Raw genomic sequence first — 15,320 nt, 5'->3', positions numbered from 1 at the left:
CGTCCGCAATGGACATGAAGGGGGAATATCGCATCCCGGCACCGCGCCAGAAGGTCTGGGAAGCGCTCAACGATCCGCAGATCCTTAAAGCCTGCATTCCCGGTTGCGACAGCCTGGAGAAGACCGGCGAAAACGAAATGGCTGCGGCCGTGACGACGAAAGTCGGTCCCGTGAAGGCCAAGTTCAAGGGCGAGGTCAAGTTCGAGAACATCAATGCGCCTGAGAGCTACACCATCGTCGGTGAAGGAAAGGGCGGGGTCGCGGGATTTGCCAAGGGCGGCGCTGATGTGCATCTGGCCGATGCCGGTGAGGAAACGGTCCTTACATACGAGGCCCATGCCCAGGTTGGTGGCAAGCTCGCCCAGCTCGGATCCCGCCTGATCGATTCAACGGCGCGCAAGATGGCCGACGAATTCTTCGGCAATTTCTCCCAGAGCCTCGGTGGTGCCGGGGCGGGCGCTACCTCGCAAGAGGTGATGGGGGAAGGCGAACATTCGATCGCCGGCGCCACCGCGGACGCGGAAAACGCGATGGAGGATGCGGTTCGCGACGCGGAGGAGCGGCTGGAAGTGGAGGCCGGCAAGGGCACGTTTGGAGGCCCCATGGTGTGGGGCTTGATCGGTCTCGCCGTGTTGATCGTCATCATTCTGATTGCGAATATGTGAAGGATAGCCGGAGCGTCGCAATTGCCACGTCGGGGTTGCGATGCCATCGGCCATTGATGAAGAAACGGGAGGAATTTTAATGGCGACGGTTTCCATGACCGTGAACGGCAAGACCGTGACGGGCGAGATCGAAGGCCGCACGCTGCTTTCGCATTTCCTGCGCGAGGGGCTGGGGCTCACCGGCACGCATATCGGTTGCGACACCTCGCAATGCGGCGCCTGTGTGGTGCATGTCGATGGCAAGGCTGTGAAATCCTGCACCATGCTGGCCGCGCAAGCCGATGGATGCACGGTTACCACCATCGAAGGGCTGGCCAGAGGGGATCAGCTTCACCCCGTGCAGGCCGCGTTCCGCGAGCATCACGGCCTTCAGTGCGGCTTCTGCACGCCGGGCATGATCATGGCCGCGGTCGACATGATCGAGCGTCACGGCGGCAAGCTCGACGAGGCGACCATCCGGCACGAGCTTGAGGGCAATATCTGTCGCTGCACCGGCTACCACAACATCGTCAAGGCCATCAAGGCGGCCGCCGATGAGATGTCCGGCTCCGTCGCGACGGCCGCCGAATAGCCGAAAACCGCGATTGCCGACGAGCGACCCCGCGTCGTTCGAGTGATTTTCGTCCGAGAAAAGCTCCCAGAACGAGCTCCGGACAAATTGACGTTTCAACAGGGAGAAACTCCGCAAAGGAGTGGCATCCCAGGGAGGACGAAATGGGAGTTGACGGCATCGGTGCGCGCGTGCCGCGCAAGGAAGACAAGCGTTTTATCACGGGCAAGGGGCGTTATACCGATGACATGACGCTGCCGCGCATGGGCTTTGTGGCCTTCGTGCGCAGTCCTTATGCTCATGCGAAGATCCAGAATATCGATGCGTCCGCGGCGATGGAGATGCCCGGTGTCGATGCGGTCTTGAGGGGCGACGAACTCGTCGCCGACGGGATCGGCAACCTCATCTGCGGCTGGATGATCCACTCCAAGGACGGCACGCCGATGAAGATGGGCGCCTGGTCGGCGCTCGCCACCGATACGGTGCGCTTCGTCGGTCAGGCGGTCGCCATGGTGGTCGCGGATACGTACGCCCAGGCGCGCGATGCGGCCGAGGCGGTGATGGTGGACTGGGAGGAACTGCCGGCGGTGACGACGACCGCCGAGGCGCTTGCCCCCGGGGCTCCCCAGATCCATCCCGAGTGCGCGGGCAACCTGATTTACGACTGGGAGATCGGCGATCAGGCCGCGACTGATGCGGCGATTGAAAACGCGGCGCATGTCACGAAGATCGACATCACCAACAACCGCCTCGTACCCAATCCGATGGAGCCGCGCGCGGCCGTGGCCGATTACGACGGAGCGGAGGAGCACTTCACTCTCTGGACGACCTCTCAGAACCCGCACACCGCGCGGCTTGTCTTGTCGGCCTTCTACAATATCGCGCCCGAACACAAACTGCGTGTCATCGCCCCCGATGTCGGCGGCGGTTTTGGCTCCAAGATCTACGTCTACCCGGAAGAGGTCGCCTGCCTGTGGGCGGCGAAGAAGGTGGGCCGGCCCGTCAAGTGGGTTTCCGACCGTACCGAGGCATTCCTCACCGATGCCCATGGACGCGACCACACGACGACGGCGGAACTGGCGTTTGACGCGGACAACCGGATCACCGGTTTCCGGGTCAACACGACGGCCAATCTCGGCGCCTACATGTCGCTGTTCTCCTCCGCCGTGCCGACCTACCTTTATGCGACGCTGCTGTCCGGCCAGTACGCCATGCCGGCGATCTACGCCAACGTGAAGACGGTCTATACCAACACCACGCCGGTCGATGCCTATCGCGGTGCCGGCCGTCCGGAAGCGACCTATGTGGTGGAACGCATCATGGAGGTCGCGGCGCGCGAACTCGGGCTCGATCCGATCGAGCTTCGCCGCAAGAACTTCGTCACCGAGTTCCCGCACCAGACGCCGGTGATCATGTGCTACGATGCCGGCGACTACGACGCTTCCGTGCGCGCGGCGCAGGACGCGATCGACTATGCCGGCTTCCCGGCCCGCAAGGCGGAAGCAGCCTCGCGCGGCAAGCTGCGCGGCATCGGTGTCTCCTGCTACATTGAGGCCTGCGGCATCGCTCCCTCCAAGGCGGTCGGCTCGCTCGGCGCTGGCGTCGGTTTGTGGGAATCGGCGGAAGTGCGGGTCAATCCCGTCGGCACCATCGAGGTGCTCACCGGCTCGCACAGCCATGGCCAGGGCCATGAGACGACGTTCGCCCAGCTCGTAGCCGAACGCCTCGGCGTCGGTATCGACACGGTGCAGATCGTTCACGGCGACACCGACAAGGTGCAGTTCGGCATGGGCACCTACGGCTCGCGCTCCGGTGCCGTCGGCATGTCGGCGATCTCCAAGGCGCTCGACAAGGTCGAGGCCAAGGCCAAGAAGATCGCCGCCCACCTGATGGAAGCGGCCGAGACCGACATCGTCGTGGAAGGCGGCGCCTTCAAGGTCGCGGGCACCGACAAGCAGCTCTCCATGACCGAGGTGGCACTCGCCGCCTATACCGCGCACAACCTGCCCGATGGTATGGAGCCGGGGCTGAAGGAGGGGGCTTTCTACGATCCCACCAACTTCACCTTCCCCGCCGGTTGCTACATCTGCGAGGTCGAGATCGATCCCGACACCGGCAAGACGGAGGTCGTCAACTTCGTCGCCGCCGACGATTTCGGCCGGATCATCAACCCGATGATCGTCGAGGGACAGGTTCACGGCGGGCTGGCGCAAGGCATCGGCCAGGCGCTGCTGGAAGGCTGCGTCTACGACGCGGATTCTGGTCAGCTCACCACGGCCTCCTTCCAGGACTACTGCATGCCGCGTGCCGACGATCTGCCGTCTTTCAAGGTGATGACGACGGAAACGATCTGCCCTGGCAATCCGCTCGGCATCAAGGGCTGTGGCGAGGCTGGTGCCATCGGCTCTCCGCCAGCGCTGATCAACGCGCTCACCGATGCGCTGGGCACGGAGGATCTCTCCATGCCGGCGACGGCGGAAAAGGTCTGGCGTCTGGCCCAGGCCGCGCGCGCGCCGATGGCGGCCGAGTAAGGCAACCGACGTTCTTCTCCGGCCCGGAAACAGTTCGGGCCGGAGTCATTGTTGAATTCCCGGCCTGTCCGAAAAGGCGAGGCCGAAACGGGAAGGGACATCCATGTACGCGACCAACTACCATCGCGCCGGCAGTGTCGACGAGGCGGCGGGCCTCCTTGCCGGCAATGACGAGGCCAAGGTGCTTGCCGGGGGCCAGACCCTCATTCCGACCATGAAGCAGCGTCTTGCCGCACCGACCGACGTGGTCGACATCTCACGCATCGAAGCCCTGCGCGGCATCGAGAAGTCGGGCGACGCTTATGTCATCAAAGCGGGCACCCGCCACGCTGACGTCGCCGGCGATGCGGGCCTGAAGGCCGATATTCCCGGGCTTGCCGCGCTTGCCGGCAAGATCGGCGATCCGCATGTGCGCCATCGCGGCACGATCGGCGGTTCCATCGCCAACAACGATCCGGCCGCTGACTACCCGGCCGGCATGCTGGCGCTGGGCGCGACCATCGTCACGAACAAGCGCGAGATCGCCGCGGACGAGTTCTTCGCGGGTTTGTTCGAGACGGCGCTCGAAGAAGACGAGATTGTCACCGCCGTGCGTGTGCCGGTTCCGGCGAAGTCGGCCTATTCGAAATTTCCGAACCCCGCATCGCGCTATGCCATGGCCGGCGTCTTCGTGGCGAAATTTGCCGACGGGTCGGTGCGTGTCGCCGCAACGGGTGCGGGAGCGGATGGTGTCTTCCGCATTCCGGAAATGGAAAGCGCTCTCGCCTCCAACTGGTCGCCGGAGGCGGTCGCCGGCATCGCTGTCGATGCGTCGGGGCTGCTCGGTGACATTCATGGGTCGGCGGAATACCGCGCGAATCTGGTCACCGTTATGGCCAAGCGCGCGGTCGCTGCCGCCTGATAGCTGCGAACGCCGACGGTGCGAAAATGACAAGGGGCGGATTGGATCCACCCCTTGTTTTATCGATTGCGGGTTCGCATGAGGGCGGCGGCTTCTCAGGCCGCGGTCACGTCCTTGAGGAACCTGTCGATCTGTTCGCGCAGGTGTTCCGTCTTCTGCGAAACGTCGGCGCTGGAAACGTGCACCGACTGGGCCGAATGCGTCGTCTTGCCGACAACCTCGGTGAGGCTTGCCATTTCGGCGCTGACCGAACTGGTGTCGCGCGTCGCATCCTGGACGCTGCGGCTGATTTCTGTCGTTGCCGATCCCTGCTGTTCGACGGCGGCGGCGATCGCCGAGGTGTAGCTGTTCACCTCTTCCATCGTCTCCGCGATCTGCTGGATCGCGGTAACGGCCTCGTCGGTCGAACCCTGGATGCCGGTAATCTGGGCGCTGATTTCCTCCGTCGCCTTGGAGGTCTGTGTCGCCAGCTCCTTCACTTCCGCCGCCACGACGGCGAAGCCCTTGCCGGCCTCGCCCGCGCGCGCCGCCTCGATGGTGGCATTGAGGGCGAGAAGGTTCGTTTGCTCCGCGATATCCTGGATCAGCCCGATAACTTCGCCGATCTTGTGTGCCGATTCAGCCAAGGAGGCGATCTTGCCGTTTGTTTGCTGGGTACCCGAGGTCGCTCTGCCGACGACTTCCGTCGTCATGCTGATTTGGCGGCCGATCTCTGCGATCGAGGACGCCAGTTCCTCCGCCGCGCTTGCCACCGTCTGAACGTTCTGGGAGGCTCCGCTGGAGGCATTGGCGGCGTGCGATGTGCGTTCCGATGCGTTCTGCGCGATGTCGGAAAGGTCGGTTGCGGTTGCGGACAACGTGTTGATGCTGCCCGATACGGACTGCAACAACTCCTGGACCTCCGCGCGAAAGCTTGAGATCAGTGCCTCGACATGCTGGCGCCGTTCGGCTTCCGCGTGTTCCTCGGTTGCCTTCGCCTGTTCTAGACGTCGACGTTCCACCGCATTGTCGCGGAAGATCTGAACCGCACGACTCATGCCGCCGATTTCGTCCTCTCGTTCGGCTCCGACGATCTCGACGTCGGTGTCTCCGTCCGCAAGGCGTTCCATGGTTCGGGTCAGCGTGCGGGTCGGACGGGCGATCGAGCGCGAGAGCACGAAAGCGACGGTGCTTGCGACCAGAACGGCGAAGATGAGTGTGCCGGCGATCTGCCAAAGAGCTGCGTTGCCTGCTTCGGTGGCCGCCAGGCTTTCTTCACTTGCTATATCGGCGATGCCTTTGCGCACCTCCAGCGAGAGACGGTCGAGGGCCGCACTTTGTTCGGCAAGGGTGTTGCGCAGGGGGATCAGCGTCTCGAAGGAGCCTTGCATGTCGGCCACCCGCAGTTCGAGTTGGTCGAGCGAGGCGCGCAGCTCTGTCGTTTCAGGGACCTGTGGGGGAAGGCTCAGCAGCTCAAGCGACATCGCGTCGTTGGCGGCCTTGAGGGCGCCGAGCGTGGCAAGGGCATCTTCGCCGGTCATGTCATCCCGGTTGCTGACGAACGCGTAAAACGCTGCCTCGGCCGTCAGTGCCTGGGTGAGGATGAAAGTCGCGGCATTGGCGAGCCTGGTAAATTGCTCATCCCTGGCACCAATCTGTTCAAAACGCCGGCGCTCGGCATCGACCAGGTCGTAAACCGTCTTGCGCAGGGTGTTGGCAAAATCGAGCGCCTCGCTCCCCGATGTCCTGACCGCGGCCTCCAGCCCGTAAAGCGTGGCGAAGTCCGTTGTCCCGGAGAGCTCCACGATGTTTGAACGATAGCTGGTGAGCTTTTCGGCCATTTCCGCAGTGGCGGCCTCCTGGGGGCCGCCACTGCCGGCGCCCGTGAGCTGTTTCGCGAGCGGTGCGAATGCCTCGGACTCGGCAAGCGCCTGCTTCGTCGTGTTGCCGGAACTGCTGCCTGAGAAACGGCTCTGGACGATGAGAAGCTGTTCGATGATCTGGGACGTGAGCCGTGCGAGCGTGTCGATGCGCTGCAGTTCAGCCTGGTTCTTGCTCAGTTCCCGGCTCGTATCGGTCCGAATCTGCTGGATGGACTGGCTGAAATCCTTCGCGGATGTGCCGAGCGTACCGGAGTCCGCGAGAAACTTGGCCAGCGTTGCGCTTTGTTTCTCGAGGAGTTGAGACAGATCCGCGAAGCCCTGGGCGAGCGATGTCACGGACTGTCCCGCATTTACGATACTGTCCGTCTCGTTCTTGTTGTCCGCAGTGTCAGCCATTCCCGCAAGCCTGCGCTCCAGTTCGGCGGTCTCGCTATCCACCGTTGCACGCGCTTCCGTTGTTCGCTGCTGCATGTAACTTTCGCGCGCGGCGGAAACTTTCTGGAGCTGGTTGACCACGTTCGTGGAAGCCGTGGTCAATGCCATCCGGTCGTTCAGTGACATGATCGCCAGAATGCCGCTGAGGCCGATGGTGACGGCAAGGACCAGGACAAGGGCGAACCCCCCACTGATCTTGGCGCCAATCGACAGGTCCAAGAGAAAGCCGCTCTTTTTCGCCATATCCGCCCTGCGAAATAACCAATAATCTGGCAGACGATGGGAGATAAAGAAGAATATTAAGTAAATATATCGGATTTAGATGTCTTGTGCCGAAGGTCTCTACGTGAAGGTACCCATTGGACTGGCCGTGCAGGTAAACGGTGACACTCCGTATTGCGCGCTGCCGCGCGACACGGCAAGTGGCCGGCATCTCGGGTTGATGCGGAAAATACAATGTCCGGGCAGCTATTTGCCGATGCCGTCCGTGGCCGGCCCCCGGCAAGGGGTCGGTCACGCAGCGTTGCAAGGATGAGCCGACCCTCAGGCCGCGTTCACTTCCGTCAGGAATGTGTTGATCTCCAGCCGAAGCTGCTCGGTCTTGTCGGCGACTTCCGAGGAGGCCTTCAACACGGTCTCTGCCGACGCATTGGTGCTGGTGACGGAGGCGGACAACCTCTCCATGTTTCCGGTGACAGCGACGGTGCCGCGCGCAGCTCCCTGGACGTTGCGGGAGATTTCCGTGGTCGCGCTGCCCTGCTGTTCCACCGCAGCGGCAATGGCCGATGTGTAGCTGTTCACATCATCCATCGTCCGGGTGATTTCCTTGATAGCTTTCGCCGCATCCTGCGTTGAGTCCTGGATGGCGGTGATCTGCGCACTGATTTCCTCTGTCGCCTTGGAGGTCTGGGTCGCAAGCTCCTTTACTTCTGCGGCAACGACGGCAAACCCCTTGCCGGCCTCCCCCGCGCGTGCCGCCTCGATAGTGGCATTGAGCGCGAGAAGGTTCGTCTGTTCCGCAATATCTTGAATGAGGCCGATCACCTCGCCGATCTTGTGAGCGGCATCGGCAAGCGACGACACTTTGGCGTTGGTTGCGGCGGCGCCTTCTGTCGCCTGTCCGACGATATCCTTTGTGTGGCTCACCTGGCGGCTGATTTCGGTGATGGATGTGGCCAGTTCTTCGGCGGCGGAGGCGACGGTCTCCACATTGCCGGTGGCTTCTTCGCTCGCAGTTGCGGTTTCGTGCGCGCGTGCGGCGCTTTCTCCGGCGATATCGGTAAGCGAGCGAGCCGTTGCCTCAAGGCCTTTCGCCGTATCCTCGACCGACTGGATCAGCGCTTGCACGGTGTCGCGGAACCCCGCGATGCGCGTCTCGGTCTTTTGTACCCGCTCTTCCCGGGCGGCACGCTCTTTGTCCCGGGCTGCCTCCAACTCATGGCGTTCCTGGTTGCGCTTCTTGAGGGTCTCCACGGCCTTGGCCATTTCTCCCACCTCGTCGCCGCGCTCGATATACGGAACGGAGGCTTTCAGGTCGTCAGCGGCGATCCGCCGCGTGATGCCAGCGAGATCTGTCAGTGGCCGCAGCATCTTGCGGGTCAGCACCAGCGTGGCCGCAACCGCGACCGCGAGGATCAACACGAAAGCAACGGCGAGAGATGTCAGCATCTTGTTGATGACCGCCGCGATCTGTGCCTTGCGCACACCAGCATAGAGAATGCCGACGGGCTCGCCCGTGGATGAGAAGATCGGCTGGTAGATCGTATAGTACGGCTGGCCAAGGATGGTGGCTTCCCCACGATAGGCCTCGCCGCGGGCGATTACCGCATAGACAGCGCCGTTCTGGCCGAGCGGCGTGCCTACAGCCCGGCTTCCGTCCGGCTTCACGATATTGGTGGTCCGCCGCCAGAAGTCACGGCTATCGGGATCCCACGCAAAGACCGTCGTTGTTTCGCCCGTCATCCGGCCGATCGTGTCGATCATCTTGTTATCGTCGAAAGACAACGGTCCGGAGACGACGATCCGCTTCACATTGTCGTCGCGCGCCCAGGTCACCTTGGCGCCTTCGATGTCGCGTTCAAATATCGTTGCGGCAATGCGCAACGAGGTATTCTGCCGTGCGGTCGCCTCGTTGGCAACCTGGTTGGCGACAGTGGAATAGACAACGAAGCCGACGATCGCGAGTGCCGCGGTCAGTAGGATTGTCGACATCGTCGTCATGGCCGCGACGAGGCCCAGTCGACTTGAGTTGATCTTCATAATGTGTGGCTCCGGCTACAACGAAAATTGTTGTTGGCTTTATTCCCGGATAGTTTGATGTTATGAACGGTAAATCTCATATTAACAGAAAGTAATATTATAATTTTTACAATTTCTGAATCTCGTCGATTTATAGATATTTTGAGATTTTTCCAAGAAATCTGATAAATAATAAAAATCAGTCGATTTAAAATACTTATTGCAGAATTTTATGCAAGAAAAATTTGCAAGATGATTGGTAGAGTTCAATTTCTCTTACTTTTCTACGTATAATAAGCAAATTAAATATATCTTTTTATAAAGATATGAAATTTTATTCAGAATATTCGTAGATTAGGCCTTGATGTATTTCGTCAATTAGGCGCCACGTTTGCTTGGTCGGTTCGTTTAACTCAATTGGTTGTCCTACCCAGGTATACGTGTGATTGCGATATTGGAGAGGCCGCATTTTGTGGTTCCTGCTGATTTCGTGCGGCGCTGCTTCCTCGCCATTCCGCTCGCACCCACTGCCCCCGCGAGGGCACCTTGCGCTCCTCCATCGAAACCGCCTGAACGATTGGAATACGTTCTAGACGTGCTGGCCGCCATTGATATGGATTTCTGCGCCGGTCACATAGGAGCTTGGCGCATTGCACAGGAAGAAGATCGTCTCGGCCACTTCGTCAGGTTTGCCAAGCCGGCGCAACGGTATCTGCTCGATCAGCCTTTCGGTTCCTGGAGAAAGGATCGAGGTATCGATTTCGCCCGGTGCGATCGCGTTGACGCGTATGCCGAACGGACCGAAGTCGGCGGCCATCTCGCGTGTCAGCGATGCGAGCGCCGCCTTGGACGTGGCGTAGGCGGTGCCCGCGAATGGGTGCACGCGCATGCCGGCGATCGATGTGACGTTGACGATCGAGCCGTCGGCTGCCCTCAATTCTTCCATGAGGCCGCGTGCGAGCATGATCGGCGCGAAGAAGTTGACCTGAAAGACCGCCCGCCACATGTCCATTGGCGTTGTAAGCGAATCCAGCCGGCCGCCGTTGCTGTCCTTCGGGCTGATCGCCGCATTGTTGATGAGGGCGTGCAGCTTCGACTCCCCCGTCTCCAGTCGTTCGCGGATCTCCGATACCGCGACGTCGATCGTCTCGGGATCCGACAGGTCGACCTGAATATGGTCTTCCGGGCCCATCGGCCAGGGGCATTTGTCGGAAAAGGGTTGTCGCGAGCAGGTAATCACGCGCCAGCCGGCCGCCGAAAAGCGCTTGACCGTCGCATGGCCTATACCTCGGCTGGCGCCGGTGAGCACAACCGTCTTGCGGGCTTCTGGCATGCTGTCGGAATCGCTCATTTCGGTTACCTTGTATAATGCAGTGCCGCGCGTACGTCAGAGCGGTTTGGGGGCTGACTGGCGGAGACTGATCGACAAGCGGTCGCTCCGGATTATCTTGCGGGTACGGGTCTTCCCGTGGCGTTCGATTCGATCTCGCCAGGTTACATTCGCGCAGCGCGACACCCTATCGCATCGTATCGCACGCCGCCACGCTCCAAAGTGCCTCAGGTATTTCGTCGATGATCATATGTTCGTGCAATGTGCTGACCGACAAGGATTTGGAGAAAGCGGCTGCAGAAATCCGTGATGATCCATCCGGCCGTATCGTTACGCCGGGCGGGTGTTTCAAGAAGCTGAATTGTCGGCCGAAATGCGGCAATTGCTTTCCCATGGTTGTGCAGGTAATTCATCGGAGTTATAATAATTCTAAACTACAAGGATCCAGGCCGGATGCGCCGCGCTGGTGGGACGTCGATCCAGAGGAACCGATGACCCCGGAGGGCGCTCCCGGCAAGACAAGCCCTCAGACTGTCCCACAAAAAAAGGAACCTCGCCGATGAAGGGTGAACCCGAAGTCATTGAATATCTGAACAAGGCGCTGCGGCACGAAATGACCGCCGTCAACCAGTACTGGCTGCACTATCGGCTCACAGAGGACTGGGGATTCGCGCTCTTCGCGAAGAAGGAGCGCGAGGAATCGATCGAAGAGATGCAGCATGCCGACAAGCTGGTCGGTCGCATCATCTTCCTGGGCGGCCATCCGAACATGCAGAGCCTCGATCCGCTGCGCATTGGTCAGAACATCCGAGAAGTTCTCGACTGCGATCTGGCCGGCGAGTATTCGGCCCGTGCGCTCTACAAGGAAGCGCGCGAGTGTGCCCACGACAAGGGCGACTATGTGACGATGAAACTGTTCGAGGACCTGATGGCCGACGAGGAAGGTCATATTGACTACCTCGAGACACAGATCGCTCTTCTCGAGGCGATTGGCGTCGAACGCTACATGCAGACCCAGGCGGTCGCGGCGAACGAGGCCGAGTAACCTCGCGCCTGTAACCCAGGCGATCGGTTCATACGGGCGGCCCTCGGCCGCCCGTTTTCTATTTTGCCGTGTCTTGCCTGCCCTGAAGCGTGATGACCGGACCCTTTGCGGCTTCCGCGTCGCGAACATCGTGGGTCACGAGCAGCGTGGCCAGGTGCCGTTCGCGAGCTTTGGCGAAGACGAGCGCCCGGATCTGGTCGCGAAGCGCCATGTCGAGCCTTGAAAACGGCTCGTCCAGCAGCAGTGCGCGAGGCTCCGACAAAAGCACCCGCATCAAGGCCACGCGTGCCCTCTGTCCGCCCGAGAGCGTGGCGGGGTCACGCGTTTCCATGTTCTCCAGCGCGACGTCGCAAAGCGCGGCCTCGGCCCTTCGCCGCCGCTCGGCCCTCGACACGTCATGCGGGACCGCGAACATCAGATTCTCGATCACCGACATGTGCGCGAACAACAGATCATCCTGAAACAGAAGCCCCATCCGCCGAGCATGGGCGGGAAGCGCAGTGATGTCAGTTCCGCCCAGCAGCACGCGCCCGCTACCGGAAAAGTCCGGCGGCAGAAACCCGGCAAGGTAGGAAAGCAGCGTCGACTTGCCGATGCCGCTCTCTCCCATGACGGTGAGGACGCTGCCCGGTTCCACTCTCGCGGCGATATGGATGAGCGGCTGGCCCGCGCGAAGGATCCGCACGTCTTCCAGAACCAGATCCGCTGCGCTTTCCTGCTTGTTCAAGCTCCGGTCCTCATGGCGCGCCGGTTTCTGAAAAGAATGGCCGGGATGGCGAGGGCAAGGGCGAAGCCGGCAAAGGGAAGAGCCGTCTGAAGCAGTGCGTAGACGGAAATCAGCCGTCGATTGCCGCCAGAGGCGAGTGCCACCGCCTCCGTGGTGATCGTCGAGAACCGTCCGCCGCCAATGAGCAGGGTCGGCAGATACTGTCCCACGGAGACCGCAAAACCGACAGTGGCGGCCGTCAGCACTGCTCCGCTCAGCATGGGTAACCGGATGCGCCAGAAGATGCGCGAGGGGTGTGCGCCGAAACTCGCCGCGACACGTCCGTAACGCGGGTCCCAGGCCCGCCACGGTTCGCCGAGCGACAGGAAGACATAGGGCAGGACGAAAAGGAAATGGGCGAAGGCAAGCGCCGCCGCGTTCGTGCCGATACCAGCAGTAAGAAGAAGGAATTGCAGACCGAAAAGAAACGCCACTTGCGGCACCAGCAGTGGCACGTAGACGAGGCCAAGAGCCGAGCGCGCGGGCTTTTGTTGCGTACGCACTTCCCGCTCAAGGCAGGCCATGGTGAGAACGAGTGCTGCCGCGACCGCCGCGAGACCCAGCCACAATGTGGTGAGGATCGAGTTCGCCGCCTGCGGCAGCGCGCGCACCCAGCTCTGCAACGTCATGGTCGGCGGCAAGGCGTCGGGAAACGGCCAGAACCCGGAAACGGACCACAGAACCAGCACGACCAGCCCCAGTGCCATGGCGCACACAAGGGTGAACGTCATGATAGCCACGGCGAGCCGGGCAGCACCGTCTCGCGCAAGACGTCGTCCTCCGGTAAGCCATCGGCGCCCCGTTGCTACCACGATCCGCTCACCGGCAAGCCAGCACGCGATTGCGGCCGCGGTAACGCCCAGTTGCAGCATCGCTCCGGCGCAAGCGGTGAAGCGCAGGGAAAGGTCCGGGTCGCTCATCCAACGGGTGAGTTGTACGGCGAGCGGTGCCGGACGGGTTGGTCCGAGGATCATCGCCACGTCCACGACCGAAGAAGCGTAGGCGATGACGGCCAGGATCGGCAGGCGGATCTGTGGATAGAGAAGCGGCAATATCACCTTGAAAAAGCCGGCCAGCCGTCCGTAGCCGAAACTGGAGGTCACCTGCCCGAGACGCAGGACGGGCAATTGGGGCAGGGCGGCGAGCGTCATCAGGAACAGGAACGGCGTCTCCTTGGCGATCAGTCCTGCCATCATGGCAAGGCCAGCCGGGTCGTGGATGACGAGGACATCCGGCGGGCGATCAAAGCCTGTGGCCCAGGGAGAGAGGAGCCGCATGATCCACCCGGAAGGCGCGAACAGGAACGCCAGCGCGAAGGCGGCCGCAGCATGGGGAACCGAGAGCAGCGGAGACAATGCGCGCTGCATCAGCGAAAAGACCCGTGTTCCGCTCCATGCGGCGACAAACAACTGGACCAGCGCGAAGGAACAGAATGCCGTCACCAGCGCGCTGGTGAAGCTGAGCGAGACTGACTGGCGCAGGCCCGGCATTGCCATGAGTGCGCGCCACGGATCGAGCGAAAACGTGTCTCCGCCCAGGGCCGGCAGATAACCGAAGGCGGGCAGTGCGACGCCGGCAACGCCCGCCACGACCGGCAGGATCAACACCGCCACGGTGAGAGCCGGTGCCAGGCGAAGCGCGATCCCCGGTCCTGCGTTCGTGGTCTTCATTCGATGCCGTAGCGCGTCGCCCAGGCCTGTTCCAGCTTCGGTATCCAGCTCGGGTGCGGCTCCGGCAGCGTCTCGCCGAGATCTTGCGGATCGAGTGTCGCGATGCCGAGATCAAGCTCGTCGAAGCGTGCCTTGTCGGCAGCCGGCAGCCTATCAACGTCGAGCACCGTCGGGTCGCCCCACACGTCCGGATCCTGCTTGCGCGCCTGGGCTTCGGGCGACATCAGGAAATCGGCGACGACCATGGCGCCGGCCGGGGCGGTTGCGTTGAAAGGAATGGCGACGAAATGGGTGTTGCCGATCGTGCCGCCGTCGAGAACGTAGGTGCGCACGGTATCTGGCAGCTCCCCGTTGGCGATCGCATTGGATGCGCCGGCCGGATTGAAGGTGAAGGCGATATCCGTTTCGTTGTCGGCAAGACGCTGGCGCATGGCGCTGCTGTTTTGTGGAAAGGCGCGGCCCGAACGCCACATGAGCGGGTGGAGCTTGTCGAGATAGGCGAACAGAGGTCCCGTAACCGTCTCGAAATCCTCGTCGCTTGCGGGGGATAAAAGCCGCGCCGGGTCTGGTGCGAGTTCGTAGAGAGCCTGCTTCAGGAAGGTCGAGCCGTGAAAATCGGGTGGCTGCGGATAAGTGAAGCGCCCCGGGTGATCCCTTGCCCAGTCGAGCAGCGCCGCCATGGATCTCGGCGGCTTGCTGGTCCGCGCCGTATCATACATGAAGACGAGCTGCGCCATCCCCCAAGGGGCTTCGAGACCGTCAGTGGGAACGGTGAAATCCTTGGTAACAGTGGGTTTCCCTGCGACATCCACGTATTTCCAGTTCGGCAGCTTGTCGGCCCAGCCGTCTTTCAAGAGCAGACCCCGGGCCTTCATCGCGGCGAAGTTCTCGCCGTTGATCCAGACAAGATCAACCGAGCCCTTCGTGGTTTGACCGGCTGCCTTTTCCGCCAGGACGCGGCTCACCACGTTCGCCGTGTCGTCCACCTTGACCTGCTTCAAGGTGATGCCATAGCGTTTCGCGACCTCATCGCCCACCCAGCCGATATAAGCATTGATGCGCGGCTCTCCGCCCCAGGCGTGGAAATAGACGGTTTCACCCTTTGCCTGCGCCAGCAGCGCCGTCCAGTCGCCGGGGTCCGGTTCTTGCGCACGGCTTGCGCAAACGCTCAACAGCAAGGTGAGAAAAGTGGCGGAAATGGCACGAAGCATGAGCGTGGATCCTCCTGTCCGACACGGCCGCTTGTGTGGCAACCGACATCGATTGCTTGCGTTTGTCGAAAGGTCGAGGTCAACACACAGCTTGGTGATGAGACAAATTGCGCCTT

The 15,320-nt window shown here is 61.7% G+C and carries 11 protein-coding genes; 5 read left to right on the top strand and 6 right to left on the bottom strand.

Features of this window, described 5'->3' with window-relative positions; translation table 11 throughout:
* Window positions 1–8: 8 nt before the first annotated feature.
* The 4 genes from C8N35_RS02830 to C8N35_RS02815 all read left to right on the top strand — a co-directional run bounded on the left by C8N35_RS02830 (window position 9) and on the right by C8N35_RS02815 (window position 4,647).
* Complete coding sequence (locus tag C8N35_RS02830) at window positions 9–665, top strand: SRPBCC family protein (RefSeq protein ID WP_107988087.1); 657 nt, start codon at window positions 9–11, stop codon at window positions 663–665.
* A 79-nt stretch (window positions 666–744) separates the two neighbouring features.
* A complete protein-coding gene (locus C8N35_RS02825; protein WP_107988086.1) occupies window positions 745–1,236 on the top strand; it encodes a (2Fe-2S)-binding protein in 492 nt (163 codons plus the stop codon).
* A gap of 143 nt (window positions 1,237–1,379) precedes the next feature.
* Window positions 1,380–3,746 (top strand): xanthine dehydrogenase family protein molybdopterin-binding subunit, encoded by a 2,367-nt coding sequence (locus C8N35_RS02820; protein ID WP_107988085.1) that lies wholly within the window; start codon window positions 1,380–1,382, stop codon window positions 3,744–3,746.
* Between the two features lie 103 nt (window positions 3,747–3,849).
* On the top strand, window positions 3,850–4,647 hold the full coding sequence (locus C8N35_RS02815) for an FAD binding domain-containing protein (protein ID WP_107988084.1): 798 nt from the start codon (window positions 3,850–3,852) through the stop codon (window positions 4,645–4,647).
* Between the two features lie 95 nt (window positions 4,648–4,742).
* On the opposite strand, the gene C8N35_RS02810 is transcribed toward C8N35_RS02815, so the two are convergent.
* The 3 genes from C8N35_RS02810 to C8N35_RS02800 all read right to left on the bottom strand — a co-directional run bounded on the left by C8N35_RS02810 (window position 4,743) and on the right by C8N35_RS02800 (window position 10,533).
* Window positions 4,743–7,187 carry a methyl-accepting chemotaxis protein gene (locus tag C8N35_RS02810; RefSeq protein ID WP_107988083.1) on the bottom strand — a complete coding sequence of 815 codons (2,445 nt, stop codon included), beginning with the start codon at window positions 7,185–7,187 and terminating at the stop codon, window positions 4,743–4,745.
* A gap of 300 nt (window positions 7,188–7,487) precedes the next feature.
* A complete protein-coding gene (locus C8N35_RS02805) occupies window positions 7,488–9,203 on the bottom strand; it encodes a methyl-accepting chemotaxis protein (RefSeq protein WP_107988082.1) in 1,716 nt (571 codons plus the stop codon).
* A 568-nt stretch (window positions 9,204–9,771) separates the two neighbouring features.
* The gene (locus tag C8N35_RS02800) at window positions 9,772–10,533 is read right to left on the bottom strand and encodes an SDR family NAD(P)-dependent oxidoreductase (RefSeq protein WP_107988081.1); all 762 of its coding nucleotides are present in this window, start codon (window positions 10,531–10,533) and stop codon (window positions 9,772–9,774) included.
* A 538-nt stretch (window positions 10,534–11,071) separates the two neighbouring features.
* On the opposite strand from C8N35_RS02800, the gene bfr reads away from it, so the two are divergent.
* On the top strand, window positions 11,072–11,557 hold the full coding sequence (bfr, locus tag C8N35_RS02790) for a bacterioferritin (protein WP_107988080.1): 486 nt from the start codon (window positions 11,072–11,074) through the stop codon (window positions 11,555–11,557).
* Between the two features lie 58 nt (window positions 11,558–11,615).
* Here bfr and C8N35_RS02785 read toward each other — a convergent pair whose 3' ends face one another.
* Genes C8N35_RS02785 through C8N35_RS02775 form a run of 3 tightly spaced genes read right to left on the bottom strand, consistent with a single transcriptional unit; the run spans window position 11,616 to window position 15,204 of the window.
* Window positions 11,616–12,284, bottom strand: a complete 669-nt coding sequence (locus C8N35_RS02785; RefSeq protein ID WP_107988079.1) for an ATP-binding cassette domain-containing protein — start codon at window positions 12,282–12,284, stop codon at window positions 11,616–11,618.
* Complete coding sequence (locus C8N35_RS02780) at window positions 12,281–13,993, bottom strand: ABC transporter permease (protein WP_107988078.1); 1,713 nt, start codon at window positions 13,991–13,993, stop codon at window positions 12,281–12,283. The genes C8N35_RS02785 and C8N35_RS02780 overlap by 4 nt, the downstream gene beginning before the upstream one ends.
* Complete coding sequence (locus tag C8N35_RS02775; RefSeq protein ID WP_107988077.1) at window positions 13,990–15,204, bottom strand: ABC transporter substrate-binding protein; 1,215 nt, start codon at window positions 15,202–15,204, stop codon at window positions 13,990–13,992. Before C8N35_RS02775 ends, C8N35_RS02780 begins: the two co-directional genes overlap by 4 nt.
* Window positions 15,205–15,320 lie beyond the last annotated feature (116 nt).

The organism is Breoghania corrubedonensis (genome assembly GCF_003053845.1).
Taxonomy (GTDB): domain Bacteria; phylum Pseudomonadota; class Alphaproteobacteria; order Rhizobiales; family Stappiaceae; genus Breoghania; species Breoghania corrubedonensis.
Note: the sequence above shows the minus strand (reverse complement) of the source record. Positions and strands in the feature narration are given on the sequence as shown.